General features: G+C 71.3%; 24 protein-coding genes. 8 read left to right on the top strand and 16 right to left on the bottom strand.

Features of this window, described 5'->3' with window-relative positions; all coding sequences use genetic code 11:
* Positions 1–6: 6 nt before the first annotated feature.
* The 3 genes from OO69_RS30330 to OO69_RS30320 all read right to left on the bottom strand — a co-directional run bounded on the left by OO69_RS30330 (position 7) and on the right by OO69_RS30320 (position 2,941).
* Positions 7–498 carry an Asp23/Gls24 family envelope stress response protein gene (locus tag OO69_RS30330; RefSeq protein WP_033284024.1) on the bottom strand — a complete coding sequence of 164 codons (492 nt, stop codon included), beginning with the start codon at positions 496–498 and terminating at the stop codon, positions 7–9.
* Positions 499–608: 110 nt separating this feature from the next.
* Positions 609–1,259, bottom strand: coding sequence for a fasciclin domain-containing protein (locus OO69_RS30325; protein WP_033284023.1), 651 nt, complete (start codon positions 1,257–1,259; stop codon positions 609–611).
* Positions 1,260–1,354: 95 nt separating this feature from the next.
* Complete coding sequence (locus OO69_RS30320; RefSeq protein WP_033284022.1) at positions 1,355–2,941, bottom strand: sulfite oxidase; 1,587 nt, start codon at positions 2,939–2,941, stop codon at positions 1,355–1,357.
* A gap of 180 nt (positions 2,942–3,121) precedes the next feature.
* On the opposite strand from OO69_RS30320, the gene OO69_RS30315 reads away from it, so the two are divergent.
* The 3 genes from OO69_RS30315 to OO69_RS30305 are packed head-to-tail and all read left to right on the top strand — an operon-like array spanning position 3,122 to position 4,691.
* Entirely contained in the window at positions 3,122–3,715 is a 594-nt protein-coding gene (locus tag OO69_RS30315) for an RNA polymerase sigma factor (RefSeq protein WP_033284021.1), read from the top strand.
* Complete coding sequence (locus OO69_RS30310; protein ID WP_033284020.1) at positions 3,712–4,335, top strand: hypothetical protein; 624 nt, start codon at positions 3,712–3,714, stop codon at positions 4,333–4,335. The genes OO69_RS30315 and OO69_RS30310 overlap by 4 nt, the downstream gene beginning before the upstream one ends.
* Positions 4,332–4,691 carry a hypothetical protein gene (locus OO69_RS30305; RefSeq protein ID WP_033284019.1) on the top strand — a complete coding sequence of 120 codons (360 nt, stop codon included), beginning with the start codon at positions 4,332–4,334 and terminating at the stop codon, positions 4,689–4,691. The genes OO69_RS30310 and OO69_RS30305 overlap by 4 nt, the downstream gene beginning before the upstream one ends.
* A gap of 26 nt (positions 4,692–4,717) precedes the next feature.
* Here OO69_RS30305 and OO69_RS30300 read toward each other — a convergent pair whose 3' ends face one another.
* The 6 genes from OO69_RS30300 to OO69_RS30275 form a co-directional block, all read right to left on the bottom strand.
* Positions 4,718–5,470, bottom strand: a complete 753-nt coding sequence (locus OO69_RS30300; RefSeq protein ID WP_033284018.1) for an anti-sigma factor — start codon at positions 5,468–5,470, stop codon at positions 4,718–4,720.
* Positions 5,467–6,051, bottom strand: a complete 585-nt coding sequence (locus OO69_RS30295; protein WP_033284017.1) for a sigma-70 family RNA polymerase sigma factor — start codon at positions 6,049–6,051, stop codon at positions 5,467–5,469. The genes OO69_RS30300 and OO69_RS30295 overlap by 4 nt, the downstream gene beginning before the upstream one ends.
* Positions 6,052–6,173: 122 nt before the next feature.
* Complete coding sequence (locus tag OO69_RS30290) at positions 6,174–7,319, bottom strand: lactonase family protein (protein WP_051801277.1); 1,146 nt, start codon at positions 7,317–7,319, stop codon at positions 6,174–6,176.
* A 168-nt stretch (positions 7,320–7,487) separates the two neighbouring features.
* A complete protein-coding gene (locus OO69_RS30285; RefSeq protein ID WP_051801276.1) occupies positions 7,488–7,799 on the bottom strand; it encodes a hypothetical protein in 312 nt (103 codons plus the stop codon).
* Between the two features lie 85 nt (positions 7,800–7,884).
* Positions 7,885–9,579: a transglycosylase domain-containing protein gene (locus OO69_RS30280; RefSeq protein WP_234444567.1), complete on the bottom strand. Its 1,695-nt coding sequence runs from the start codon at positions 9,577–9,579 to the stop codon at positions 7,885–7,887.
* A complete protein-coding gene (locus OO69_RS30275) occupies positions 9,576–10,697 on the bottom strand; it encodes a sigma factor-like helix-turn-helix DNA-binding protein (RefSeq protein WP_033284016.1) in 1,122 nt (373 codons plus the stop codon). The genes OO69_RS30280 and OO69_RS30275 overlap by 4 nt, the downstream gene beginning before the upstream one ends.
* Positions 10,698–10,855: 158 nt before the next feature.
* Here OO69_RS30275 and OO69_RS30270 point away from each other — a divergent pair, with 158 nt between their 5' ends.
* Both OO69_RS30270 and OO69_RS30265 read left to right on the top strand, forming a co-directional pair.
* Complete coding sequence (locus OO69_RS30270; RefSeq protein ID WP_033284015.1) at positions 10,856–11,404, top strand: SigE family RNA polymerase sigma factor; 549 nt, start codon at positions 10,856–10,858, stop codon at positions 11,402–11,404.
* Positions 11,397–12,089, top strand: coding sequence for a hypothetical protein (locus OO69_RS30265; protein WP_033284014.1), 693 nt, complete (start codon positions 11,397–11,399; stop codon positions 12,087–12,089). Before OO69_RS30270 ends, OO69_RS30265 begins: the two co-directional genes overlap by 8 nt.
* 27 nt (positions 12,090–12,116) lie before the next feature.
* Here the strand turns inward: OO69_RS30265 and OO69_RS30260 are convergent, their stop codons facing one another.
* The 5 genes from OO69_RS30260 to OO69_RS30240 are packed head-to-tail and all read right to left on the bottom strand — an operon-like array spanning position 12,117 to position 16,444.
* Positions 12,117–12,719: a hypothetical protein gene (locus OO69_RS30260; RefSeq protein WP_234444566.1), complete on the bottom strand. Its 603-nt coding sequence runs from the start codon at positions 12,717–12,719 to the stop codon at positions 12,117–12,119.
* The gene (locus OO69_RS30255) at positions 12,716–14,170 is read right to left on the bottom strand and encodes a hypothetical protein (protein ID WP_234444565.1); all 1,455 of its coding nucleotides are present in this window, start codon (positions 14,168–14,170) and stop codon (positions 12,716–12,718) included. The genes OO69_RS30260 and OO69_RS30255 overlap by 4 nt, the downstream gene beginning before the upstream one ends.
* Positions 14,167–14,976: an ABC transporter ATP-binding protein gene (locus OO69_RS30250; protein ID WP_199811061.1), complete on the bottom strand. Its 810-nt coding sequence runs from the start codon at positions 14,974–14,976 to the stop codon at positions 14,167–14,169. The genes OO69_RS30255 and OO69_RS30250 overlap by 4 nt, the downstream gene beginning before the upstream one ends.
* A 56-nt stretch (positions 14,977–15,032) precedes the next feature.
* Positions 15,033–15,875, bottom strand: a complete 843-nt coding sequence (locus OO69_RS30245) for a zf-HC2 domain-containing protein (RefSeq protein ID WP_033284013.1) — start codon at positions 15,873–15,875, stop codon at positions 15,033–15,035.
* A gap of 8 nt (positions 15,876–15,883) precedes the next feature.
* Positions 15,884–16,444, bottom strand: coding sequence for an RNA polymerase sigma factor (locus OO69_RS30240; RefSeq protein WP_033284012.1), 561 nt, complete (start codon positions 16,442–16,444; stop codon positions 15,884–15,886).
* A gap of 129 nt (positions 16,445–16,573) precedes the next feature.
* Here OO69_RS30240 and OO69_RS30235 point away from each other — a divergent pair, with 129 nt between their 5' ends.
* The gene (locus OO69_RS30235; RefSeq protein ID WP_033284011.1) at positions 16,574–17,347 is read left to right on the top strand and encodes a helix-turn-helix transcriptional regulator; all 774 of its coding nucleotides are present in this window, start codon (positions 16,574–16,576) and stop codon (positions 17,345–17,347) included.
* Positions 17,348–17,525: 178 nt separating this feature from the next.
* Positions 17,526–18,704 (top strand): 4-hydroxybenzoate 3-monooxygenase, encoded by a 1,179-nt coding sequence (locus OO69_RS30230; RefSeq protein WP_033284010.1) that lies wholly within the window; start codon positions 17,526–17,528, stop codon positions 18,702–18,704.
* An 18-nt stretch (positions 18,705–18,722) separates the two neighbouring features.
* Here the strand turns inward: OO69_RS30230 and OO69_RS30225 are convergent, their stop codons facing one another.
* Positions 18,723–19,646 carry a hypothetical protein gene (locus OO69_RS30225; protein ID WP_033284009.1) on the bottom strand — a complete coding sequence of 308 codons (924 nt, stop codon included), beginning with the start codon at positions 19,644–19,646 and terminating at the stop codon, positions 18,723–18,725.
* 214 nt (positions 19,647–19,860) lie between these two features.
* Entirely contained in the window at positions 19,861–22,008 is a 2,148-nt protein-coding gene (locus OO69_RS30220; RefSeq protein WP_033284008.1) for a protein kinase domain-containing protein, read from the bottom strand.
* Between the two features lie 994 nt (positions 22,009–23,002).
* Here OO69_RS30220 and OO69_RS30215 point away from each other — a divergent pair.
* Complete coding sequence (locus OO69_RS30215; RefSeq protein ID WP_158713439.1) at positions 23,003–24,124, top strand: hypothetical protein; 1,122 nt, start codon at positions 23,003–23,005, stop codon at positions 24,122–24,124.
* Positions 24,125–24,273 lie beyond the last annotated feature (149 nt).

Genomic DNA, 24,273 nt, shown 5'->3' with positions numbered 1-24,273 from the left:
GGCGCCCTACTCCACCCGGGCCTCGCCGGTGTGCCCGGTCTCGTCCTCGTCGGGCAGGTGGACGTCGTTGACGGTGACGTTCACCTCGACAACCTCGAGGCCGGTGATGCGTTCGACCGCGGAGATGACGTTCTCCCGCACGTCCTGGGCGACGTCCATCACGGACACCCCGTACTCGACGACCAGGTCCAGGTCGATCGCCGTCTGCCGCTCGCCCACCTCGACCTTCACGCCGCGCCCCACGTTCGGGCGGCCACCGGGCACGCGGTCGCGCACGGCGCCGATGCTGCGCGAGAGGCCGCCGCCCATGTCGTGGACGCCGGGGATCTCGCGGGCGGCGATCCCGGCCACCTTCACGACGACGACATCGGCGATCGATGTACGGCCGCGGTCGGCGGCGGGCTGGTCGGCGCCGGTGGCTCCGCCGGAGACGTCGGTGGTGGCCGGGTCCTTGGTGGGGCGGACCTGGGTGGCGACCGGTGCGGTCTGCGTGGTCATGGCATACCTCTTTCTGTCTCGTGGCCGATGTGCTCTCACTTCTTCAGACCCGTGCCCGCCGGGTCTGTGACGCGGCGGGCACGGAAATCCTTCAAGGCGTCAGCCGACCGTCAGCTGGTCGGCATCAGCACCGTGTCGACGATGTAGACGGTGGCGTTGGCGGTCTTGACGTTGCCGCAGACCACCTTCGCGGAGTCGTTGACGGTGTACGACTCACCGGAGCCGGCGGTGGTCAGCTTCGACTTCTCCAGGGTGTCGAAGGAGCCCTTCTCCAGGTCCTTGGGCGTGAGCTGCTGTCCCACGACGTGGTACGTGAGGATCTTGGTCAGCTGGGCCTTGTCGTTCAGGACCTTGTCCAGGGTGGCCTTCGGGATCTTCGCGAAGGCGTCGTTGGTCGGCGCGAACACGGTGATGTTCTGGGCGTTGTTGAGGGTGTCGACGAGCCCGGCCTTCTTCACCGCGGCCACGAGCGTGGACAGCGCCGGGTTGTTGGAGGCGGCGGTGGCCACCGGGTCCTGCGCCATGCCGTCGAAGGAACCGGAACCGCTCTTCGGGACGGCCGCGCAGCCGGTGCCGAAGGGCTGGTCGGCAGAGGCGGCGGCGGTGGACCCGGTCATGCCGTCCTGGGAGGCGGACGTGGCGGATGCCGACGACTTCGCGGAATCACCGCTGCCGTCCGAACAGGCGCTCAGGGCCAGTGGCAGTACGGCGGTCGCGGCGAGGACGACGGCGGTACGGCGGATGCGGATACGGGTGCTCATGAGGGTTCTCCTGTAGATCGGTTAGATCGGTTAGATCGGTACGGCGACGGACGCCGCCGGTACACGGGGGTGGGAAAGGCGGTCTGTGGGGTCGGTCAGTCGACAGTCACGACCACGGAGTGGCGGCCGCTGGCGCCGTCGGGGATGGTCTGTGCGCGTTTCGCGGTCTGGAGCGCGCCGGTGCGGTCGGTGGCGCGGACGGTGAGGGTGTGGCCGCCCTTGGTCGCCTGCCAGGGGAAGGACCACTGGCGCCAGGTGTCCCGGGTGTCCTCGGCGGCCAGCCGGGCCTCCTGCCAGGGGCCGTCGTCGACGCGGACCTCGACCCGGTCGATGCCGCGGTGCTGGGCCCACGCGACCCCGGCGACCATGACCGTCCCGGCCCTGGGCCGGGCGAACGGCTTCGGGGTGTCGATCCGCGACTCGGTCTTGATCGGCGCCCTGCGGGCCCAGCCGCGCTTGACCCAGTAGGGGTCGTAGGCGTCGAAGGTGGTGAGTTCGATGTCCTTGATCCATTTGCAGGCCGAGACGAAGCCGTACAGGCCGGGCACGACCATGCGGACCGGGAAGCCGTGCGCGAAGGGCAGCGGTTCGCCGTTCATGCCCACGGCGAGGAGGGCGTCGCGGCCGTCCATCAGGTCCTCGACCGGGCTGCCGATCGTCATGCCGTCCACGGAACGCGCCACCAACTGGTCGGCCGGGCCGCCCTCGGAGGGCGGCTTGACCCCCAACTCGGCGAGCAGATCAGCCAGTTGTACGCCGATCCAGCGCGCGTTCCCGACGTACGGGCCGCCGACCTCGTTCGACACACAGGTGAGCGTGATGTCGCGCTCGACCAGGTCGCGCCGCAGCAGGTCGTCGAAGGTGAGGGTGAGCGGGCGCCGTACGCCCTGTCCGTGGACGCGCAGCCGCCAGGTCGTGGCGTCGATCTTCGGCACGACCAGGGCGGTGTCGACGCGGTAGAAGTCGCCGTTGGGGGTGATGAAGGGGCTGACGCCGGGGACGCGCAGTTGGGCGCCCTTCGGTACGGGCCTCGCACGGGAGCCCGGCGTCGGCAGCACCAGGTTCCGGCGGGAGGCGACCGCGTCCCGGCCGCCGGCACCGCTCAGCGAACGGCCGAGCAGCCCGGCACCGGCGGACCCGACGGCGGCCGCGCCCGCCGCGATCACGAAACCGCGCCGGTCCCATCCCGCACCGGGTGGCGCCACGGTGTCCGCGGCCGGTACCTGCGGCCGGAGGCGGCCGGCCAGGACGTACAGCACCCCGGCCCCGACGACGGCGCCGGCCACGGAGGGCAGCGCGTCCGTGATCCCCGTGGAGTCCGGCCGGCCCGTCGCCGCGACCGCGCCGACGACCCCGAACAGCAGCACACCGGCCGCGCCCGTGCGCCGGAATCGCAGCGCGACCATTCCCAGGGCCAGCGCGAAAAGCGCCAGTACCGCGAGAATTCCCAGCTGGAGAAAGAGTTTGTCGTCCGTGCCGAAATGGCGGATCGCCCAGTCCTTCACGGCGGCGGGCGTACGGTCGATCGCCGCGCCCCCGACCGCGACGACCGGACCGGCCTGCGGACGCACCCCGCCCGCCACGGCCTCGGCGACCGCGAGCGCCGCGAGACCCGCCAGCGCGCCGCTGAGCGCGGCCAACGGCAGCAGTGCTTTGGTGGGTTTCCGCTCGTTCTCGGTCACGGGGGGAATCCGGTTCCGAAAGCCGCGCGGATTGGTCGCCCCACGATCGGATGAATTCTTTTTCCGGGCCAATCCGCGGCCGCCTCGGCTCCGGAAAAAAAGAGGGAGGGTGTACGCGCGTCACAGGGACGGCGCGGCCGTGTCCAACCCTCGTACAGACCGGACGAGAGGAGCCGCCCAGTGGCGGGGCCCCGCACACAGAACGCACCACCGGACACCCGGACCCCGGCGGACGGCACGGACGACGCCCTGCTGGCGGTCCGGGCCGCGGAGGGGGACGAGGACGCCTTCGCCGTGCTCGTGCACCGGCACGCACCGGCGCTGATCCGGCTCGCCACGAGTCTGCTCGGTACCGGCGCGGAGGCGGAGGACGCCGTACAGGACGCCTTTCTCAGTGCCTGGCGACGGCTGCCGGAGTTCCAGGGGCGCAGCGCCTTCGGCACCTGGATGTACCGGATCGTCACCAACCGCTGCCTGAACGTGCTGCGTTCGCGCAGACCCGTGGCCTCGCTGGAGGCGGCCGGTGACGTGCCCGCCGCCGAACACACCACCTCCCCGGCCCGGATCGCCGAGGGCCGCGGCGCGGTCCGTGAACTGCGCGAGGCCCTCGACCTGCTCTCGGCCGAACAGCGCGCGTGCTGGGTGCTGCGCGAACTGGACGGCCGTTCCTACGAGTTCATCGCGGACGCGGTCGGCATCAGCCAGGAGGCCGTCCGCGCCCGGGTGTTCCGCGCCCGCCGATCTCTGACCCAAGCAATGGGGGCCCGGCGATGACCGACCGCACCGACCAGCCGAACACCACGGCCGCCGCCCCGGCCGACGACGAACTCCTGCCCTGCGGACGGCTGTTGTCGCGGACCTGGGACGACTGGGAGCGGGGCGCGGACGACCCGCACCTGCGCACCTGCCCGCACTGCCGCCAGGCGGTGCGCGGACTCGACGATCTGGAGTCCGTGGTGCGCGGCCTCCAGGCGGAGACGGACACCACCGCCTCCGCCTACGACACCGAACCGCTGACCCGCCGGATCATGGACGTCGTACGCCTCGAACTGCGCCCGGGGCGCCCGTTGCCCCTGGGTGAACCCGCCGAGGACCTCTGGATCATGGAGGCGGTCGTGGCCCGCGCCCTGCGTGCGGCGGCCGAGTCGGTCCCGGGGGTCCGGGCCGGTTCCTGCCGGCTCCGCGACGGCGACGGCGGCGACGGTGTGGAGGTCCGCCTGGAGATCCACGCCCCGGCCGACGCCCCGCTGCCCGAGCTCGCGGCCCGGGTGCGCGAGCGGGTGTGGGAGGCGGCGGACCGTGAACTGGGCATGGGGGTCACGGCAGTTGACATCCGTGTCACGGACCTGGTGCCCAGCTCGATGCCCGACGATCAGGAAGGCGGTGCCGCATGACCGCGCAGCACGCCGAGGAATCCGCGCCGTACGGGAACCCGGCGCTCGCGACGCTCGCCGCGGAAGTCGCCACGGCCGTCGAGGGGGTCTCCGGGGTCGCCTTTCTCCGGCCGGGGCTGACGGACCGGCTGCGGTCGGCGGTGTCGCGGCCCGGGGCGGCGCCCGCCGGGGTGCGGATGAGCCGTCCGGACGGTGACGGTCCCTGGCAGGTCGAGATCCAGGTGGTCGCGCTGCGCCGGGCCAGGACCGTGGACGTGGCACGCGGGGTCCGGGACACCGTCGCGCGGCACCTGGACGCCCTGGCGCCGACGCGGTCCGCGCCGCGGGTCACCGTGACGGTCACCGGGCTCGTCTGACCGGGCCGCCCGCGTGCCCCCCCGCCTCAGCTCGGGAAGGTCATCAGCGCGAGCGGGGCGGAGGTGGGGTGGGGCGAGCCGCCGTCCGGTTCGACGGTGATGCCCATGCCCGACGAGCCGTCGACGGTGCCTTGCAGCAGGACGGCCTGGTCGGTGCGGGCGGGGTTCATCAGACCGGCCGACCGCATCGTTCCGCCGTCGTCGAACCACAGCTGGTAGACCTTGCCGCCCGGCGGCCGGGCCATCCCGGAGACCACGAACACGGCCCGGTCCCGGTCGCGCGAGACGACGACGGTACCCGTGGCACCACCGGCCAGTCCGGCGGCCCGGGTCCGGGCGTCCGGGGCGGCCAGCACGGCGGCGATCTCGTCCGACGCCTGCGTGGCGTGCCGTGCCTGGTCGCGGGCGTCCTCAGCCCGCTGGTACTGCCACACCGCCGTACCGCCGAGCGCCGTGGCCGCCGCGAGACAGGCGGCGAGCGCCCAGCGGGAGAGCGTACGGCTCCGCAGGCGGGCCAGCGCGGTGCGGTTCTGGGGGCGCCTGCCGGGGGTCTCCTGGCGGACGCCGGTGATCCGGCGCAGCACCTGTGCGCGCAGTGCGGCCGGGGGCGTCGAGGCGACGGCGAGGCCCAGGCGGGCGGCGGTCGCGCTCAGCTCGGCGGTCTCCTCCGCACAGGGTTCACAGCCCGTGAGGTGCCGTTCGAACGCGGTGCTCTCGTCGTCGGGCAGCGCGTGCAGGGCGTAGGCACCGGTCAGCCGGTGCAGGTCGGTGGTCGTCACGCGGTCACCCCCAGGCAGTCGCGCAGCCGGATGAGTCCGTCGCGCAGGCGGGTCTTCACGGTGCCCAGCGGCAGGGCCAGCGCCTCCGCCACCTCGCGGTAGGTCAGGCCCCGGTAGTACGCCAGGGTGACGGACTGGCGCTGGAGTTCGGTCAGGGTGCGCAGACAGCGCCGTACCTGTTCGCGCTCCAGCCGGGCCTCGACGCGCTCGGCCACCTCGTCGTACTCGGGGAGCTGTGCCAGCAGCGCGGCCTTGTGGTCCCGGGCCGCCGCGGCGTCCACCGAGCGCACCCGGTCCACCGCGCGGCGGTGCGCGAGGGTGAGGATCCAGTTGACGGCGGTGCCGCGGTCGCGCCGGTAGCGGGGAGCGGTCCGCCAGACCTCCACCAGCACCTCCTGCGTCACCTCCTCCGACTGCGCCTGGTCGCGCAGTACCGCCCGCACGACACCCAGCACCGGCCCCGCCACGGCGTCGTAGACCCCCGCGAAGGCGTCCTCGTCCCCGAGGGCCACCCGGCCGACCAGTTCCTCCAGGTCGGGCCCCGCTGCCGGGTTCCTGCCGATATGCACTGCTTCTTTCACCGAGGGCCTCCGCGGTCGGGACATGTCCGGGCGTAATCCGTTCCTGCCGGGACCTTGGATTGGATGCGGTGCCAACGAAAACGAGCCGAGAGGGGTACGGGTCCGGGGCCCACCGGTCCCGGTCAGCCGGCGACGATCCCCTCGCCGCCGACCGCCCCCGGCACCACGACCGAGCCGATCGCGGTGAGTGACCCGTTCGCCCCGACCCGGAACCCGTCCACGACCCCCTTCACGCCGGTCTGGACGTACAGGTACCGGCCGTCCGACGAGGCGGCCGCGTCGACCGTGCCGGCGTCGGTGGCCGTGTTGCCCAGGGCGGTCAACTGGCCCTGGGTGCCGACCCGGTAGCCCGAGAGGGTGCCGCTGCCGGCGTTGGAGACATAGAGGTGATCACCTGCCGTCACAGCCCAGCAGGTGGCGGTCTGCCCCGTCGGGACGGTCCCCTTCGCGGTCAGCCCGCCGTCACGCCCGACCGTGAAGGTGCCGACCGAGTTGGTCCCGGCCTCCGTCACCCGGATCCGCCCGGCGGAGTCGAAGGCGAACCCGAACGGCACGGCGCTGGGGGTGGAGGTCACCACGGGCCGCGCGGACGGTCCGCCGTGGGCGCCGTCGACCGGGAAGACGTCGATGCTCTGCCCCGAGGCCTTGGTGGTGACGACGAGCTTCGAACCGTCCGGGGTGAAGGAGATCTGCCCCACGGCCGAAGTCGCCTTGTCCAGACCGAGGTCGCGATGCCAGGAGGGGACCTTCACCAGCCGTTCGCCGGTCCGTACGAAGCCCTGGACGGAACCGCCGCCGAGCGTGTTGGCGACGTAGACCCGGTCGCCGTGGAAGGTCACGCCGACCGGGAAACTCCCGCCGCTGGAGATCTCCTGGACCCGCCGCAGCTGCGTGCCGTGCACGGCGAAGACGGTCACGGTGTCGCTGCCCGCGTTCACGGCGTAGAGGAGCTGGTGGTGCCGGTCGTAGGCGAGCGACCCCTGCGAGGCGAGGTGGTCGGCGACGGTACCGGCCAGCATGCCGCCCTTGCCGCCGGTGGCGTAGACCCCCTTCTGGGCGAGGGTGCCGTCGGCGGCGCGGGCGTAGGCCACGACGGTGTTCGCGGCGGTGTTGTCGCTCTGCGCGAACACGCTTGAGCTGCCGCGCAGTTGAGCACGGGCGCCGGGGGCGTGGTGCGCGTCGGCGGCGACGGCCGCGGGCGCGGCGAAGAGGGCGGCCGCGGCGAGGGCGGCGCCGGTGCCGATGACGCGGGCCTTGGTGATGGTCATGCGTGCGTACTCCTCTTGCAGGAAAGGGGAATGGGGGCCGGCGGGGTTCTCACGCTCGTCGCCGGACGATTCGCAACGCTAGACCGAGGTCGACGGGATGAAACGCCCATAGTGGGCACTTCTGACCGACGTCCCAGGTTCGTAAGAAGGTCATGCGGGTCATGAAGGTCAGCGGACGCCGAACTGCCGCGCCTGCCGGTCGGCGCTCCCGGCGCCCGCGCGGCTGTCCTTGCCGAAGAGGAAGCTCAGCACGACCGTGACGGTGAAGGTGACGGTCAGCCGCAGCGCCCACGCGGCGGCCGAACCGTCCTCGATCGCGGAGGTGAAGTCGGGCCCGTGCAACAGCACACTGCCCAACGGGAACGACCCCGCGCAGCTCAACACGTAGACCCACAACGGCGGTTCGTTGAAGGCGATGAGGACCGAGGCCGAGACGACGACGATCACGCTGAGTACGACGGTGAGCGAAGTGATGTCCATGGCCGCAAGCATTCCGTCGCCCGGCCGTCGATTCGTCGACGCGACGGAGGAGCGGAGCCTCTACCCAGAGATAGAGAAGCCCCGCCTACCCCGCCCCCGCCGTGGCCAGCCCCCAGATCTGGGCCGCTGTCTCCTCCGCCGACTCGGCCGGAGGCGGATCGTTCGGTAGCTGGGCCGGTGCCGTCGTGTTCTTCTTCTCGCCGGGGCGGTCGGCGAAGAGGGCGACGGTCAGGGTGAGTCGGGGGTCGAGGGTGGTGGACCAGAGGGTTCGGCGGGTGGTGCCGCCGCCTGCTCCGGCCGTGAAGGAGGTCTGGAGGGTCTTCTGGGCGGCGAGGGGTGATGGGATCGCCTCGGATGTCTTGGACATCTGCGCGCTCACCATGAACACGTCCCGTTCGTCCAGCAGGCGCCGTGTGTCGGGGTGTGCGGTGTACACCTGCCGGCCGTCGCGGGTGATCTTCGTGATCGTGTACGGGGTCGCGTACACGCCGTTCGCCGCCACCGTCGCGTAGGCCGAGGCCAGTTTCAGCGGGGTGGGGGCGGGGGTCTTCTGGAGGTCGGTCAGGGGGGCGGTGAGGCGGACCTTGTTGAACGGGTCCAGGGCCGTTCCCGCTTCTACGGCGCCGCGCACCGCGTCGTTGAACGGTTGGCGGGCGTAGTCCGAGCCGCCGTAGAGGAGCCGGACCGCTCCGTCGCCGGGTTTGATCGCCACGACCGCCGTGTGCAGCGTGGTGGCCTTGGCGTCCTTGCTTTCCTTGCCCTCCTTGTCACCCTTGCCGGCCTTGAGGTTCTTCACCGCCTCCGTCGTGGCGTCCTGGAGGGCCAGGTCGAACGTGGTGTGGACCGTGTAGCCGCCGCGGGCCAACTGGTCCTCGGTGATGCCCAGTCGGTCCGCCGCCTCCTGCGCCGCCACGTCGATCATGTACTGCCGTTGCCCCTCGGTCGTGCCCGGCGGGTAGAAGCGGAAGGCCGGGAAGGTGGCGTCGGCGCGTTGTTTCGCCGTGATGGTGCCGCTTGCCGCCATCGCGTCCAGGACCCAGGTCCAGCGTGCCCTGAGGGTCGCGGTGACCGTCGGGTCGGAGCCTGCCTTCTCGTAGTACGACGGGATGTTGACGATCGACGCGAGCGCGGCGCCCTGGGAGACGGTCAGGTTCCGGGTGTCCACGCCGAAGTAGTTGCGGGAGGCGGCCTGGATTCCGGCCGAACCCCGGCCGAAGTAGACCGTGTTGAGGTAGCCCGCCAGGATGTCGTCCTTGGACCGGGTGCGGTCGAGTTTGATCGCGATCAGGGCCTCGCGGGCCTTGCGGGACAGGGACTGTTCGGGGCTCAGCAGGGCGTTCTTCACGTACTGCTGGGTGATCGTGGAACCGCCCTGCCGTTCGCCGCCGGTGAGGGAGGCCACTACCGCTCGGGCGATGGCTCGCGGCGAGACGCCGTCGTCCGTGCGGAAGGAGCGGTTCTCGGCCGCGATCACCGCGTCCTGGACGTATCGCGGGACCTGCGAGAGGGGTATCTCCTGGCGGTCGACCGGGCCGCGTCGGCCCAGGTAGGAGCCCTTGTCGTCCACGAAGACCGTGCTCTGCGTGACCGTCTCCGGGTGTGGCTCGGGGATGTCCGTCAGACGGTACGCGACGACCGCCGCCGTGCAGAGGGACGCGATCAGGAGGACGAAGGCGATGAGGAGTCGGCGCAGCAGGCGGCCCCGGGTGCGGCGGAGGCGCAGGCGGAGCGGGATGCGCCGCAGGTGGGCGCGCGCCCGGGTGCGGATACGGCGCTTCACTCGGCCGCCCCGCCCCGTGCGACGGCGTTGCCGGCCGCGTCGTACACCGTGACGGTCGGGCCGCCGTCGACGGAGCTCGCCTTCAGCTCCTCCGGCGACAGCGGTGTGCGCGCGTACCAGACGCCCCAGCCGGGGCTGCCCGCGAGCGTGAGGACCGTACCGGTGATTCGGCGGTCCTCGACGGTGACCTCGACGCGCGCCGGGTCGGCGGACAGGCCGCGGTAGAGGCCCGACAGGAAGTACGACGTGTCGTTCAGCGGGTCGGGTTGTACGGAGACGGTCGGTTTCCCGCTCTCGGCGCCGACTTGGGAGTCGTTCCCGTAGGTGCCTTTCGGGTAGCTGTGTCGGTATTTGTAACCGCTCTCGGATCCGTCACCGGTTAGGCTGAGGAACAGGTTCTGCGCCTCGGGTGTCGACCAGTGCTTGCCGTCGGTGGTCAGCCAGACCTGCACCCCCGGTACGGCGTCCACCCGTTCGCCGGGTGCGACGATCCGGACCGGGCTCTGCGCCACGTCGGAAACCGCGCCGCCCGAACCGGCCGTAGAACCGCCGCTCATGAACCGGTCCGCGCCGAACACGACCCCCGGCACGAGCAGCAGCGCGCAGGCTGCCGCGACTGCTGCTCCACGGCGCCGTCGTAGCGCCCGGCCGCGTTGTTCCACGGCGTCGAGCGGAACGTCGTCGGACGGGACCAGGCCGGCAGCGGCCTCGGCGAAGAGCTCCCGCAGGTGCTCGGCGTCACCCCCGTGAACCGCCAGCCCCCGCCGGGCCCGGCTCCTCACCGCACCGGAAGACCAGCCGAGCAGCTGGGCGATCTCCGCCTCGCGCAGGCCCTCCCAGTGCAGCAGCACGAGTACGGCCCGCTGGGCCTTCGCGCGGCGGGTCCGGCCCCGCGCTCCGCGCAGATACTCCTCGACCAGGGACCGCCGTACGTAGAAGTCCACGTCGGCCCGGGGTATTCGGCGCCACCGCGCGCACACCCGCACCAGGGTTCTCCGCGTCAGCTCGGTCGCCTCTCCGGGGGCGCCCGGGGTGCCGGAGAGCAGGTGGGCGGTGGTGCGCAGCCTGGGCAGGCTCGTGTGTGCGTAGGGGGCGAAGTCGTCGGGGGAGTGCGGCACTTCGGGGGTCCTCCGGTACGGCTGTGGGGGAAGTGGATCCAGGGGCGCGTGTTTGTCGTCTCTCCTGTGGGGCGTGTGGTGAGGACGCGGCCATCGGGACCTGTACGCACGGCGAGGGCGGTCAGGTTGCACGGGAATTCCAAGACTCCGGTGAGGTCATGACCGAGGACGAGTTCGACGCTTTCTACGCGGCCGCGTTTCCCCGTCTCACCGGTCAGCTCTCGGCGTTCACCGGGGACAGGGAGGAGGCGCAGGACGTGGTCCAGGAGGCGTTCGTACGGGCCTGGGACCGGCGCGGGGACTTCCTCGCGGACGAGGCGCCCGAGGCGTGGATCCGTACGGTCGCCATGCGGCTGGCGGTGAGCCGCTGGCGCCGGGCCAGGCGCTGGCTGGAGTTGGTGCGCCGCACTCCGCCGCCCGGGGCGGTGCCGGGACCCGACCCCGATCACACGGCACTTGTCGCCGCGCTGCGCCAACTGCCCAAGGCGCAGCGGATGGTGATCGTCCTGCACCATCTGTGTGACGTGAGCGTCGAGCAGATAGCCTCCGACACGGGCGCGCCGGTGGGGACGGTCAAGGCCAGGCTGTACCGGGGGCGGGCGGCGCTGGCGAAGCATCTGGCGGTCGACGAGGCCGACGGGGCTGCCGATACAGGCGAGTTGGGCAAGGCGGGCGTGCCGGTCCGGAAGGAGAGCGGGCGTGTCTGACGAACTCTCCGAAGACGAACTCTCCACCGCTCTGCGTGAGTTGGCGGCGCGCCAAGAGACCTTCCCGGCCCTCACCGGCGCCGAGGTCCGCGGCCGTGCCGTGCGCCGGGGGCGCCGTCGGACGGCGGGCACGCTGGGCGCGGGCGCGGTGGCCTTCGCCGTGGTCGCCTTCGCGCTGACCGTTGGTTTCACGCACTCCGCGGAGGACGACAACGGGCGTCAACTCCCGGCCGCCACACACGCAGACCCCGCCCCCTCCCCCCGGGTCACCTCCGGCGGGGCGTCAACTCCCGTACCGCGCGCGTCCGTCACCGGCACGGTCGTCCTCGGCAAGCGTGTCCTGATCGTCGGGGGCCGGGTCATGCCGATGACCTCCGGCCTCCCCGACAGCCCCGAGCCGACAGGGCCGTTGACCGTCTACAGGAAGCACGAGACCAAGGTGGTCACCGTCACCGATCTGACCGGCGGAATCGCCTACACCACGGCGATCTCGCTCGCGGTCGAACTCCGCGATGTCAACAACGAACCGGTCTACGTCGGCATCGCCTTCTCCTCCAAGGAGAAGAGCACCGGCGAGCAGGACACCGGCGCCGGCTGGATCGGTCTCGACTCGGCCGACGCCAAATGGTTCTACGAGGACGCGAAGATCGGAAGCGTCCTCGCGGTCACCGGCGCCACGTCCTGAGACCTCCTACCTCCTACCGCCGACCGCCTACCGCCTCGGCCCCGCGAGCGCGTATGCCGCGGTGCCAACTCCCAGGAGAACCAGGGCAGTCCAGGTACCCGCCGCCGTACCGGCCGGCAACAGCATCCAGTTCGCCACCCGCATCGCCGTACTCGTACCGGCCGGCGCGAAGAACGAGAACGACAGCCAGCCGAACGGCAGCGTCCACGCGTACCGCCCGCCCGAGAGCGCCGCACCCAGCGCGGCAAGCCCCGTCAGCCCCGCACTGTCCCGCACGACGAACCCGGCGTCGGCCACGGACGTCCCCCTACCCGAACCCACCCCCTGCACGGCCAGCAGCACCGCCGCGACCACCGCCCCGGCGAGCAGCACATGCGCCGCCCTGCGCGGCACCCAGCGGATCGCGGCCGTCCGGTCCAGCGCGAGATCCTGCCCGCCGAGCCCGATCGACGCGGCCATCACCCCGGTGGCGAGGACGAGCACGGGCACCCGTGGATCACCGGCCCCTTGGCCGCCGTCCCCGCCAAGCACCCGCATCGCCGCCGCGCCGATCGCCAACGCGGCGAAGGAAGCGGGCACTTGACGCGAACGGGCGTACAGCGTCAGCCACCTCGCCGGCAGCCGTGTCACCGGGACGCCCCGCCCGACAGCACGTCGAACGGGTCCCCCTTACAGGCCAGCGCAGCGCTCCGCATGGCGTTGATCCGCGCGACCTGCTCAGCCCGCGGAAGCGCCATGAGCTTCTTCCACACCGGGCGGGTCTTGGCGTCGACCTCGTGCTGTCCCGCCGCCGGTGTGCCGGGCAGCGGCTTCAGCTCCCCCAGGACCCAGCCCACCGCCACGGCCTGCGCGTACTGGTCGCCCCCGAAGCCGCTCCAGCCGACCGGAGTGCATCCCGGCACCAGGCCCTTGGCGAGGAGGGACCAGGTCAGTTGCTCCTTGCCGGTGGCCGCGGCGAGGAGGTCGTCGTCGAAGTCGAGGAGCACGGCCGTACGGGACCACTTCGGCGTGGAGCCGTACGCCTGCACGACGTTGTTCTCCCGCACCGAGACCGGCGCCCGTCCGCCCAGCGCGCCGCGCAGCAGCCGTAGCGCCTCCTTGCCGGGACCGGCCAGTGCGGCGAGGTGGTCCTGGTGCGTCCTCGTCACGCACACCGGGCCGTCGCACACCAGCTCCGCGGCGGCCTTGTCGACGACGTACATCCGGCTCGGGTCGGAGGGGAGGACGAGCAGGGCGAGGAGCGCGCCCGCGAGGACGGGGGCGAGGGCGATCAGCCGGGCGCGGCGGGTGGCGGCGGCCAGGAGCGCGAAGCCGGTCGCGGCCATGCCGAGCACCCAGATCGTCTGCCCGACGTGGACGGAGGCCGAGAGCGTGACGAGGGCGCTGTGGACCTCGTCGACCTCCGGTGACAGGAGGGAGAGGCGGTTCGGTTCCGTGGTCGTGAGACCCGTCGCCGGTTCGGTCGTCGCCGTACGGCCGAGCGACATGTGCATGAGTGCGGTGAACGCGAAGGCACTCATGGCCAGCAGGGGCGGGGTGAGCGCGGACGGCAGGGCCCGCCCGACGCCCATGCCCAGCACGGCCCCCGCGACGAGGAACAGCGCCCCCACGAGGGAGATCGGCAGCCAACCGGCGTGCGTGTACGCGGTGTTGGCCAGTACCTGGACTCCGCCCACGAGGACGAGGAGCGCGTAGGCCGAGGCCAGCGTGATCGCCGCCGCGCCCGCCGGTACGGCCACGCGGTGCCGGGCCGGACGCGGTGTGCTCGTCAGCAGCTCGACCATCCTCGAACGGTGGTCGCGCAGCCCCTGCAACGCCCCGAACCCCACGGCGAGCGGCCACAGATAGAACAGCAGGCTCCGGGTCCACAGGGCCAGGGACGTCCACTGGGCCGTCCACGCCGTGGTGCCGTTCCACCAGCTGCCGTCCACCAGATACAGGAACGCCAGCGCGCTCGTCAGGATCACACCGCCGGCCCAGGGGGCGACGGACCGTCTCAACTCGGTACGCAGGACACGGAGGTTGACGTCGATGCGCGGGACGCGGACGTTCAAGTCGGCATGCGGGACACGGCCGTTCACCAGGAGCCCCTCTCCTGCTCGGGGTCCGACAGCAGTGCCGAGTAGCCGCGCTCCAACGGGCTGTCGCCCACCTGCTCCGGACCACCCGCCGCGGCCAGCTCGTCCGGGGTGCCCTGGAAGACCAGCCGCCCTTCGGCGAAGAGCACCACATCACCGCAGGCGGCGGCGACATCCTCGACCAGATGGGTCGACACGACCGCACACGTGTCCGCGCCCAGCTCCTGCAACAGCCCCCGGAACCGCAGCCGTTGGGCCGGATCCAGCCCGGCCGTGGGCTCGTCGAGCAGCAGGATCGCCGGATCGTTGACGATGGCCTGCGCGATCCCGACGCGGCGCACCATCCCACCGGACAGCGCCTTCATCCGCTCCTCGGCCCGGTCGGCCAACCCCACGCGTTCCACGGCGCGTTGCACGGCACCGGGGATGTCCGCCTTCGGCACTTCCTTCAACCAGGCCATGTACTCGACGAATTCGCGCACGGTGAACCGCTTGTAGTACCCGAACTCCTGCGGCAGATACCCGATCCGCCGCCGCAGCGCCCGGTGCTCACCCACCCCGCCCGCGGACTCCCCGAGCAGCTCCAGCGTCCCCTCGGCGGGCCGCAGCACGGTGGCCAACGCCCTTATGAGAGTGGTCTTTCCGGCCCCGTTGGGCCCGAGCAGCCCGTGCACCCCGGTGCCCAGCGACAGGTCGAGCCCGTCGACGGCCATCCGCTTCCGGCCGGCCCTGACCTTCAGTCCGGCGGCCCGGATCTCCCAGGCGTAGGGCGTCGGCGCGAGGTCGGCCGCGCTCACTGCGGGCATCATGTGACGGTCCTTTCCAACTGGTGTCCCCACGGCTCTTGTTGTCGATCTCCCACCGGTCACCGATGGGCTCCCAGCACGGCGTACGCGCCCCGGCGGACGACCACGACCCCCACGCCGAGCGCGAGGACCAGCCCCCACACGGGCAGCCCGCCCGCCTGCAGCGCGAAGGTCGCCCGGTCGGCGACCACGCTCGGCGTCAGAACCACGGCGGCCCACACGGCCACGACCGCGACGGCGGCACGGGTCACCCCGACGACACCGCCGAGCGCCAGGGTCGTGGACGTGAAGGCCAGACAGGGCAGCAGCCACTGCACGGCCGTCACCCCCGGCACCCCGGTGGCCCAACCCCCCACCAGCAGCGCCGGAACGACGACCGCGAGCACGGAAGCCGTACGCCGCAACACCAGGTGGAGCCCGGCCCTGGGCACCGAGGCCGTCAACTCGTAGGCGGGATCGAGCCCTTGGGACCACGACGCCGCGACACCGAGCACCGGCAGCACCGGCGCGAGCAGCAACACCACCGACACCCGGCCGGACCCGAACCCGTAACCGCCCCCGACCAGATCGAGCAGCAGCGCGAGCAGGGTGACACTCACGACCATCCCCACCCACGGCACCATCGCCGGCGTCAGCCAACCCGACACCCGCACCGGCCGATACCGCCGCCGCGCCACCGGCACACCCAGCCGAGGCTCCAGCCCGTCCCGCACACTCCCGACGAGCGCCGCGACCTCCGGCACATCCGCGGCGACGACCGCCGCGAGTCGGTCCCGGCACACCCGGCACGTCTCCAAATGGGCTTCTACGGCCCACAGTTCATCGGCGGTGAGGTCGTCGCCGCCGCCGAGTCCGCGCGCGTACCTGTCGATGATCCGCGGGGAAGCGTGCTCCACGCCCATGCCGGCCCTCATGTCAGCGCCCTCCGCATCGCGATCCGGGCCCGGCGCGCACGGGTCTTGACCGTGCCCTCGGGCAGTCCGAGCAGGACGGAGGTCTCCCGGACGGACAGCCCGTCGAGCACCAACGCCTGCAGTACTTGCCGGAGTTCCGGCGCGAGGGTCCGCAGCGCGTCCCCGACGTCCCCGCCGACGGTCGCCGCGAGCACCTCCTCCTCGGCGCCGGGCGCGGCGCCGACGGACGAGGCGGCCGGCGGCGGCTCGGCGTGATGGGCCCGCCGCCGGAAGGCGTCGACGAGCCGCCGCGCCGCGATCGTCCACAGCCACCCGACGGCCGTACCGCCCACCGAGGCCCCCGCGAACGCCCCCGCCGCCTGCCACACCGCCAGATACGTCTCCTGCATCACCTCGGCGACGATCTGCTCGTCGGCACAGCGCCGGCGCAGCCGCACCGCCATCCACGGCGCGGTACGCCGGTACAGCTCGTCGAACGCCGCACGGTCGCCCCGCGCCACCAGCCGCACGAGCCGCTCCTCGTCCAGCTCGCCGGGTGCCTTCCTGAGTGATCTCACACCGGCTAGACGCGGGGCGGGGGCCGCCGGTTTTCGCTTCGGCGTGAGCCGCGTCACACAATCAGGGGCGCCGCTCGGTGTGCCGTCGGCTTCGCCCAGGTGCTGCGACCGTCGGTAGATTGACGTCCGATGCCGGAAACCCGTCAACCGCCACCGCCGAGCTCCGAGCCGATCCTCCAGGGCGGCGCGTGGCTGCCGCACGGCTACCGGCTCGACCCCCACTCGCACGTCCAGGGCCAGCTCGTGTACGCCGCCGCCGGCGCGCTGGCCACCGTGACGCACCGAGGGACCTGGGTCGCCCCGGCCAACCGCGTCACCTGGACACCACCGCGCTTCGCCCACTCCCACCGCTTCTACGGCGAGACCGACGTGCGGCTCGTCGTCGTCCCGCTCGATCTCTGCGCGAAACTGGTGGACCACCCCAGCGTCTTCGCGGTGAGCCCCCTGCTGCGCGAGGCGCTCCTCGCGCTCACCGACAGGCCGGAGCGGCGGCCCGGCGCGCACCGGAGACTGCTCACGGTGATCGTCGACGAACTCACCGATTCCGCCGAGCAGTTCCTGCACCTGCCCGAGCCCGCTGACGACCGGCTGCGCGCCGCCACCGCCCTCCTGTACGAGGACCCCGCCCGGCCGATCACCCTGGCCGGGCTGGGCCGCACGGTCGGGGCGAGCGAGCGCACCCTGAGCCGGCTGTTCCACACGGAACTGGGCATGAGTTTCCACCGCTGGCGCACCACCCTGCGGATCCATCACGCCCTGGTCCACCTCGCCGACGGCAGGTCCGTCACGGACACGGCGATGACCTGCGGCTGGTCCAACCCCTCCAGCTTCATCGACGCCTTCACCGAGGTCATCGGCCAGACGCCGGGCCGCTATCAGGCGGAGCTGCGCAAGCGGCGGTAACGCCTCGGCCGCGGCCGCCCGTCCCGCGAGGTTGGCGGCTTTCCGGTATCCGCTGTCCAGGTACCGGTGGCTCCCAGGTCACCGTCGATCCCAGAGTGGGAGCCGCACGCCGAACCACCCAGGCGCCACCGCCCCGACGTGATCGGCAACCGCTCTGAGCACGGAGGCTCGCACACACATGACGGAGACCCGCGAACACACGACCGTCGTCATCGTCGGGGCAGGCGTCGCCGGCCTGACGCTCGGCAACTTCCTGCTGCGCAACGGCGTCGACTGCGTCGTCCTGGAGAAGCACACCCGCGCCCACGTCGAACAACGGCAGCGGGCCGGGACCATCGACACCTTCGGGGTACGCATGTTCCGCGCCTGGGGCCTTGAGGAAGTGCTGGCCGGTGACCCCGTCCCGCACAGCGGGGGCGTCTTCTACATCGACGGGGTGGCGATGCCGATCGACGTGGACGACGACGATGACGGCGACGACAGTCTCTTCTGCCCTCAGCAGGTCCTGGTCCGCAACCTCACGGACGTGTTCCTGCGCGACGGCGGAGACCTGCGCCACGAAGCCGCCGACGTGACCCTGGAGAACATCACCGGCGAGCGTCCCCTCGTCCACTACCGCAACCCTGACGGCACGTCCGAGGCCGTCGAGTGCGACTTCATCGCCGGCTGCGACGGTTTCCGGGGCGTGAGCCGGAGCACCGTCCCCGCCTCCGCGCTGACCGAGTACTCCCACACGTACGGCTACTCCTGGCTCAGCGTCCTGGCCGCGGTGCCGGCCGATCCCTCCGGCATGGCGATCCACTCGCTCGGCCTCGCCGGCATCCTGCCCCGCGGCCCGCACGCGAGCCGCCTCTACCTGCAGTGCGCCGTGGACGACACCCCCGAGCAGTGGCCGGACGCCCGCGTCTGGCACGAACTGGCGGCCCGCTTCGGCGTCCCCGTGCCCACCGGCGAGATCGTCGACAAGCGGATCGTGCCGCTGCGCGGTGTCGTGTACGAACCGATGAGCCACGGCAGGCTCTACCTCCTCGGCGACGCCGCCCACCTCGTCCCGCCGATGAGCGCCAAGGGCATCCACCTGGCGCTCCACGACACGGAGATCTTCGCCCGCGCCGTCATCCGCCAGGTGGAGAAGGGCGACCGAAGCCTCCTCGACAGCTACTCCGAGACCTGCCTGCCCCACATCTGGAACTACCAGGCGTTCGCGGTCTGGATCACCGACACCATGCACAACGCCGGCTTCACCGGCCACGAGGGGGAGTTCCGCAAGCGGATCGCCCGCGCCGAACTCCAGCGCCAGTTCACCTCGGACGCGGCGAACAGGCTCTTCGGCGAACTCACCGCCGGAACCAACTAGCCCGGCGGGAGCCGTCGCTCAACTGCCGTTCCGGCACCGGGTGATCGAGCTGCACCCGCGCGAGTAGCCGTTCGCGGTGGGGGAGTTGAGGGCCGTGTCGTAGGTCCAGTCGGCGCCTCGGTCGGTGGCCGGGTCGTAGGTGATGCGGGTCTGGGCGTGGTGCGGGTTGGCCACGAACTGGTCGTACTGGAACGTGATCGTGGACGGCACGAGGAAGCCGCGGTTGTAGCGGGCGGTCATCGTGTAGATGCGGGCGCCGGTGATCGCCCAGTTCGGGATGTGGCGGACGTAGGCCCACTCGTTCTGGCTGCGGTAGTGGTTGTAGAGGTCGGTGTTGCTGCGGATCTGGTCGGGGACGTAGAGCGCGTTCCGTGCGTACGCCGGGTCGATCGTGTAGACGAACGTGCGGGCGGTGATCGTGCCGCGCAGGCAGCGTTCCATGAGGTAGGGGCCGATGCCCGGGAGGATCGCGTAGGCGACGAGGCGGCCCGTGGAGCACTGGTTGTTCAGGGCGATGCTCGCCAGGTTGTTCACGCCCTGGCTGCGCGCGAAGTCGTCGGCGACGCCCTGGGTGCCGGTGGTCGAGATGTACTCGCTGTTCAGGGAGCGGTCGCCCTGGACGTGGGACACGATGTCGGAGTTGGTGCCCCGGGACCAGAAACCGGTGTTGAAGATGCCCTGGTCGTTGTCGGCGATCGGGGGCCGGGAGTCGCCGCGGTACAGGGTGACGGGCATGGCCGCCTCCGCCACGATGTCCCGGTTGTGCAGGGTGGGACAGCTCGACCCGGACGAGGAGGCGCCCGAGGACGGGCCGCCCGGGCAGGGGTAGGTCTGCGCCTGGGCGGTGGCCAGCGGGCCGAAGAGGGTGGCGATCAACGCCAGCACGGCGGCGGCCACGGTGGACGCGAGCGTGCGTTTCGCACGACTGGTTCCGTTGGGCATGACTCTGACTCCAGCTTCCGGGCGCTCACTCGGCACCCGCACGACCCAGACTGGGCAGCCGGGGGTTGATCGACACCTCCCTTCCACGGGGGCAATCAACTCGCGACGGGTTCGCCGCCGAACCGGCAGAGCCACCTGTACGTGACCCGACCCCGCCGTGCCCGACGGGAATCCGTGCGCGGAGATTGCCGCCCCGGCCGGTCAGGCGGGCCGGTCAGTCGGGCCCGGCCGCGCTCCGGGAGAAGGCCGTGTCGCCGGCCGTCGCCACGATCGCGTCCTTGACGAGCAGCACGCGCGGCGGATAGCTCTGCACCTTGTCCCCGGGGTCGGCCAGCGCCGAGGTGCGCCAGACCTCCGCTCCGGTGCGGCTGTCCAGCGCCAGCAGACGGCCGAAGCGGTTGGCGAAATAGACCCGCTTGTACGTCGCCGACACCGCGGGCGCGGACAGGCTCTCCACGTCCGTCACCTTCTGCCAGAGCTGCTTGCCGCTGTCCGCCGACACCGCGGTGACCGTCCCGTCGGACCGCACGAAGTAGACGACGCCGTCCACGAGGGTGGCCGCGCCGGTCAGCGGACGCGCCAGCGGTATCCGCCGGACCTGCCCGGTTCCCGGGGCCACCGACAGCAGTGCGTTGTACGGCCGTTCGTACCCGGCCTCGTACACATCCTTCGCGGTCTGGGGGGCGAGGAACAGGGGCTGCCCGCCGACGGCGCCGAGCGCTTCCGCCTTCCGGGGCAGGGTGGCCGTTTCGGTGAGGCTGCCGGGCCCGAGCCTCATCAGCTCGATCGGGGCCTGGCCCGGCTCGTTGCCCTGCGAGCACAGGGCGTAGGGGGCGCCTCCCAGTGCCGACGGAGTGCAGTACTCGTCCAGCGAGGGCGCCCGCCACAGCTCCTTGCCGGAAGGACCGTAGGCCACGAACGACGAGTAGTCCGGAGACATGGTCAGCAGTCCGCCGTCGTACAGGACCGCGTCCTCGGACTTGTTGATGTCGCGCTGCCACCGCCGCTGCCCGGTCGTGGCGTCGACGGCCACCACACGCCTGGTGCTGTCGTCCGGATCCTCGTACACATAGACCAGCCCGTCGCGGACGCCGATCGGCTGCGCCCCCTGGGGGCGGGTGCCGGTCCGCCACTGGATACGGCCGGAGGCCGCGTCGACCCTGGCGGCCGTGAAACCCGTACCGCCGCAGAACAGGGCGCTTCCCTCGGCCACGCATCCGGGGCCGTTGTACTCGAGGGGGATGCCTTTCACGGCGTACCGCAACGGCGTCTGCCACGGCCGCCAGCCGGCGGGCAGGGACGCGGCCCGGGTGGTGGCCGTGGAGGTGTCGGCGGTGGCGTTGGCGGGGCTGTCCGAACCGGACACGAAGACACCCACGCCGACACACAGCCCCGTGACGGCCAGCACCGCGCCGAGGCCGGTGAGCAGCGCCCGGGTCCGGCGTCGCTTGCCGGTACCGGTACCGGTACCGGTCGTGTCGCCCGCGTTCGGAGAAGCGGGGCCGCGCGGGGGTTTCGCGGAGGGCCCGGTCCTCGGGGACCCGATGGTGTCGGATTCCGGCAGGGCCTGGAGCATGCGGTGGATGTCCGTCAGTTCCGGCCGCGCGGCCGGGTCCTTGTCCAGGCAGCGCTCGACGATGCCGAGGAGCGCTTCGGGCACGCCGCCGAGGTCCGGGGTCCCGAACACCACCTGATAGCTCGTTATGTACGGGCTGTCGGCGTCGAACGGTCCCGTGCCGACGGCCGCGAACACCAGCAGCGACCCCAGCGAGAACACGTCCGAGGCCGGGGTGACGTCCCGGGGAGAGGACACCTGCTCCGGCGACATGAAGGGCGGGGTGCCGATCATCCGTCCGGTCGTGGTGAGGCTCTGGTGGCCGGAGGCCCGCGATATGCCGAAGTCGATGACGCGCGGCCCGTCCTCGGTCATCAGGACGTTGCCCGGTTTGAGGTCCCGGTGCACCAGGCCCGCCCGCCGGATGTCGCGCAGCGCCTCGGTGAGCCCCAGCCCCAGCGCGCGCAGTTCCCGCAGGCTCAACGGGCCGTCCTTCTGCACGACTTCGGCGAGGTTGGGCGCCGGCACGTAGAGCGTCGCCATCCACGGCTGGTCGGCGTCCGGGTCGGCGTCCACGACCGGCGCGGTGAAGGCGCCGCTCACTCTGCGCGCGGCCTCGATCTCCTGCCGGAAGCGCGTCCGGAACTCCTCCTCCTGGGCATACGGCCCGCGCACGAGCTTGACCGCGACCTGCCGTCCCGAGGGGGAGACTCCCAGATAGACGACCCCCATGCCGCCCGCCCCGAGCCGACCGAGAAGGGTGTAGCCGCCTATGGACTCCGGATCCCCGGTGTTCAGGGGCGTCATCACCGATCAACCCTTCCCAGCGCCTGCCTGCCTACCGGGGATCAGAGTAGGGCCTGAGCCGCACACCGGTTCCTCCGCCCGGACGAGCACCGGCCCCGAATCGGCCTGGACGACGAACAACCCCCAGGCCGTGGACCTGGGGGCGGATTCTGGAGCGGGTGACGAGAATCGAACTCGCACTCTCAGCTTGGGAAGCTTGGGTCTCTTGGCGACGGTTGCTGTGCTGACCTGCGGCGGAATGGCGTTGGAGTCCTGGTCGCCCCCCAGGGCAAGTTCCCGCTGTTTCCCGTGGTTCCCCGCAGGATCTGGCACGCGAATGGCACGGCCCTTCTACGTCAATGCACCGCGGCCGAGCTGGGCACCCGGGTGTCTGAGCCCCAGCCGCCGACAGTTAGCCACGAGGGCGGGTCAGTCGACCGTGCAGGCGCGCGTGTGCCTCGCTGTACCCCTGCCAGCCTGAGCCACGCTGTTGGCTGTCGACCAGAGCAAGTCCCGATTTCGGAAGCGCGTGGGCGGCTAGCTTGCGCGATGACCTCTTCGTCCCGAATTAGGCTCTGGAAGATCGCCGACCAGGGGTCCATGCCAAAAGAGCAGGTCAGAAGGTTGGGGTGCGTCGGTTTCTGTTGGTGCTCCGGGGTCTCAATTTCAAGATCATCTCCAGGGTTTCTCCATGGACCCCGTAGACGCCCTGGCCAGTCCTTTCAGCCGCCATGCCGCCTAATACACGTTCCGGAGTGATGTCCATCGACATCCCCGATCCATCGTCAACGGTGACATTGAGGGAGTCACCGTACGGGCCGCACCCGGTCTCCCTGATCGGGGGCGTCGAGAGCTCACCGGAAGGCACATTTCCTGAAGCCCACAGGTGCGCGCCCGGTCAGCTGGGCCAGCTTCTCGACGTCATGGGATCACTGACATCGGGTGTGTGGACGGCGAGTTGGCCTCTCGGTGTGATGCTGGTGGGGCTGTCAGTGCCGTCGCCTAGGGTCAACTCATGACCGCTAGCGTTGAAGTGATCAACCCCGGTGATGTCCGTACGCGGGCTCAGATTCGTGCAGTGTTCGGAGGGAGCCCGCAAGGCGGCATCTGCCCCTCGACGTCCAAACACAGTGTCAACGTCTACTCAGACCCGGACGTGGGCGAGCGAGTCGGCTACTACGACGGCTGGTTGGCCGAGGAGGACGAGCTGGGAGCCGTCTTCGAGTACACCGGCGCGGGCAAGTCCGGTGACCAGACCTTCGAAGGCACTGCTGGCACTGGGAACCGGGCGATCCTTCAGCACGCGGAGGAGGGCCGGGTGCTGCGAGTCTTCACGCGAGTGGGCAAGGTGCCTGGGAGCGATACGAAGACACACCGGTACCTAGGGTCGTTCACGCTGGACAGCATGGAGCCCTACGTGTGGCGAAGGGTTCATGGAGAGAACGGCCAGGAACGCAACGTCATTGTCTTCCGACTGCGCGCTGACGGTGACGTGCAGCATGCCGAGGAGGATGTGATCCCTCCCGCTGAGAAGACCGTGGGCGAGTTCGTGCCGTTCCGGGCGGTCACTGCTGCAATGTTCCAGTCCGACCCGGCGACCAGTGGCTCCTTGCCGCTTCCGAAGCAGCGCGTACGCAAGGGGCGCACCCCGCGAAAGCCTGCTCCCAACGCTGAGACCAGCGGTACGTTCGTTGTCCCTGAGGCCTTTGGCACTCATTTGAGTATCCGGGCTGCGACCGCCGCCACGGTGGCCATCCGTCATGAGGCCGAATTGACGCAGGCGTACAAGGCTCACCTGGATGCTGCCGGGCACCAGACCGGTGCCTACCAGATCAAGGTGAAGGGCCTCACTTCAACGCTTCGTGCGGACTTGTACGACGCTACGGCTCATGTGCTGTACGAGGCGAAGGGATCCAGCTCCCGGGAAGATTTGCGGATGGCACTCGGCCAGATCCTGGACTACAGCCGCTACGTTGACATGCCTGAGCACGACGGTGAGCCCAAGCGGGTCGTCTTGTTGCCGGCCGCCCCTGCTCCTGACATGTACGCCCTTCTTGACCGCTACGACGTTGGGGTCGTCTATCGATCGGACGACGGTCGGTTCGTGGGAGATGCGGTTCCCACCCTCGGCCATTAGGCCAAGTTTCCCTGTGCCGCTCGGTCGTGAAGGATTGAACAGCACAGGGACTCACTGAGCCGTTTCAGTGTGGCCACTGATCAGGTGACGACGTCGGCGTCCGCAACGGACAAGGCCCCTACGCCGTTGAGGGAGGTGTTCGACGTCTC

It is taken from the genome of Streptomyces sp. NRRL F-525 (assembly GCF_000716605.1).
Taxonomy (GTDB): domain Bacteria; phylum Actinomycetota; class Actinomycetes; order Streptomycetales; family Streptomycetaceae; genus Streptomyces.
Note: the sequence above shows the minus strand (reverse complement) of the source record. Positions and strands in the feature narration are given on the sequence as shown.

Bases quoted from the DNA above. Each gene is read 5' to 3' on its own strand.
- OO69_RS30230 (WP_033284010.1), top strand. From the start codon at position 17,526: ATGACGGAGACCCGCGAACACACGACCGTCGTCATCGTCGGGGCAGGC.
- OO69_RS30215 (WP_158713439.1), top strand. From the start codon at position 23,003: ATGACCGCTAGCGTTGAAGTGATCAACCCCGGTGATGTCCGTACGCGG.
- OO69_RS30250 (WP_199811061.1), bottom strand. From the start codon at position 14,976: ATGATGCCCGCAGTGAGCGCGGCCGACCTCGCGCCGACGCCCTACGCC.
- OO69_RS30220 (WP_033284008.1), bottom strand. From the start codon at position 22,008: ATGACGCCCCTGAACACCGGGGATCCGGAGTCCATAGGCGGCTACACC.
- OO69_RS30305 (WP_033284019.1), top strand. From the start codon at position 4,332: ATGACCGCGCAGCACGCCGAGGAATCCGCGCCGTACGGGAACCCGGCG.
- OO69_RS30310 (WP_033284020.1), top strand. From the start codon at position 3,712: ATGACCGACCGCACCGACCAGCCGAACACCACGGCCGCCGCCCCGGCC.
- OO69_RS30270 (WP_033284015.1), top strand. From the start codon at position 10,856: ATGACCGAGGACGAGTTCGACGCTTTCTACGCGGCCGCGTTTCCCCGT.
- OO69_RS30235 (WP_033284011.1), top strand. From the start codon at position 16,574: ATGCCGGAAACCCGTCAACCGCCACCGCCGAGCTCCGAGCCGATCCTC.
- OO69_RS30245 (WP_033284013.1), bottom strand. From the start codon at position 15,875: ATGGGCGTGGAGCACGCTTCCCCGCGGATCATCGACAGGTACGCGCGC.
- OO69_RS30290 (WP_051801277.1), bottom strand. From the start codon at position 7,319: ATGACCATCACCAAGGCCCGCGTCATCGGCACCGGCGCCGCCCTCGCC.
- OO69_RS30325 (WP_033284023.1), bottom strand. From the start codon at position 1,259: ATGAGCACCCGTATCCGCATCCGCCGTACCGCCGTCGTCCTCGCCGCG.
- OO69_RS30330 (WP_033284024.1), bottom strand. From the start codon at position 498: ATGACCACGCAGACCGCACCGGTCGCCACCCAGGTCCGCCCCACCAAG.
- OO69_RS30225 (WP_033284009.1), bottom strand. From the start codon at position 19,646: ATGCCCAACGGAACCAGTCGTGCGAAACGCACGCTCGCGTCCACCGTG.
- OO69_RS30285 (WP_051801276.1), bottom strand. From the start codon at position 7,799: ATGGACATCACTTCGCTCACCGTCGTACTCAGCGTGATCGTCGTCGTC.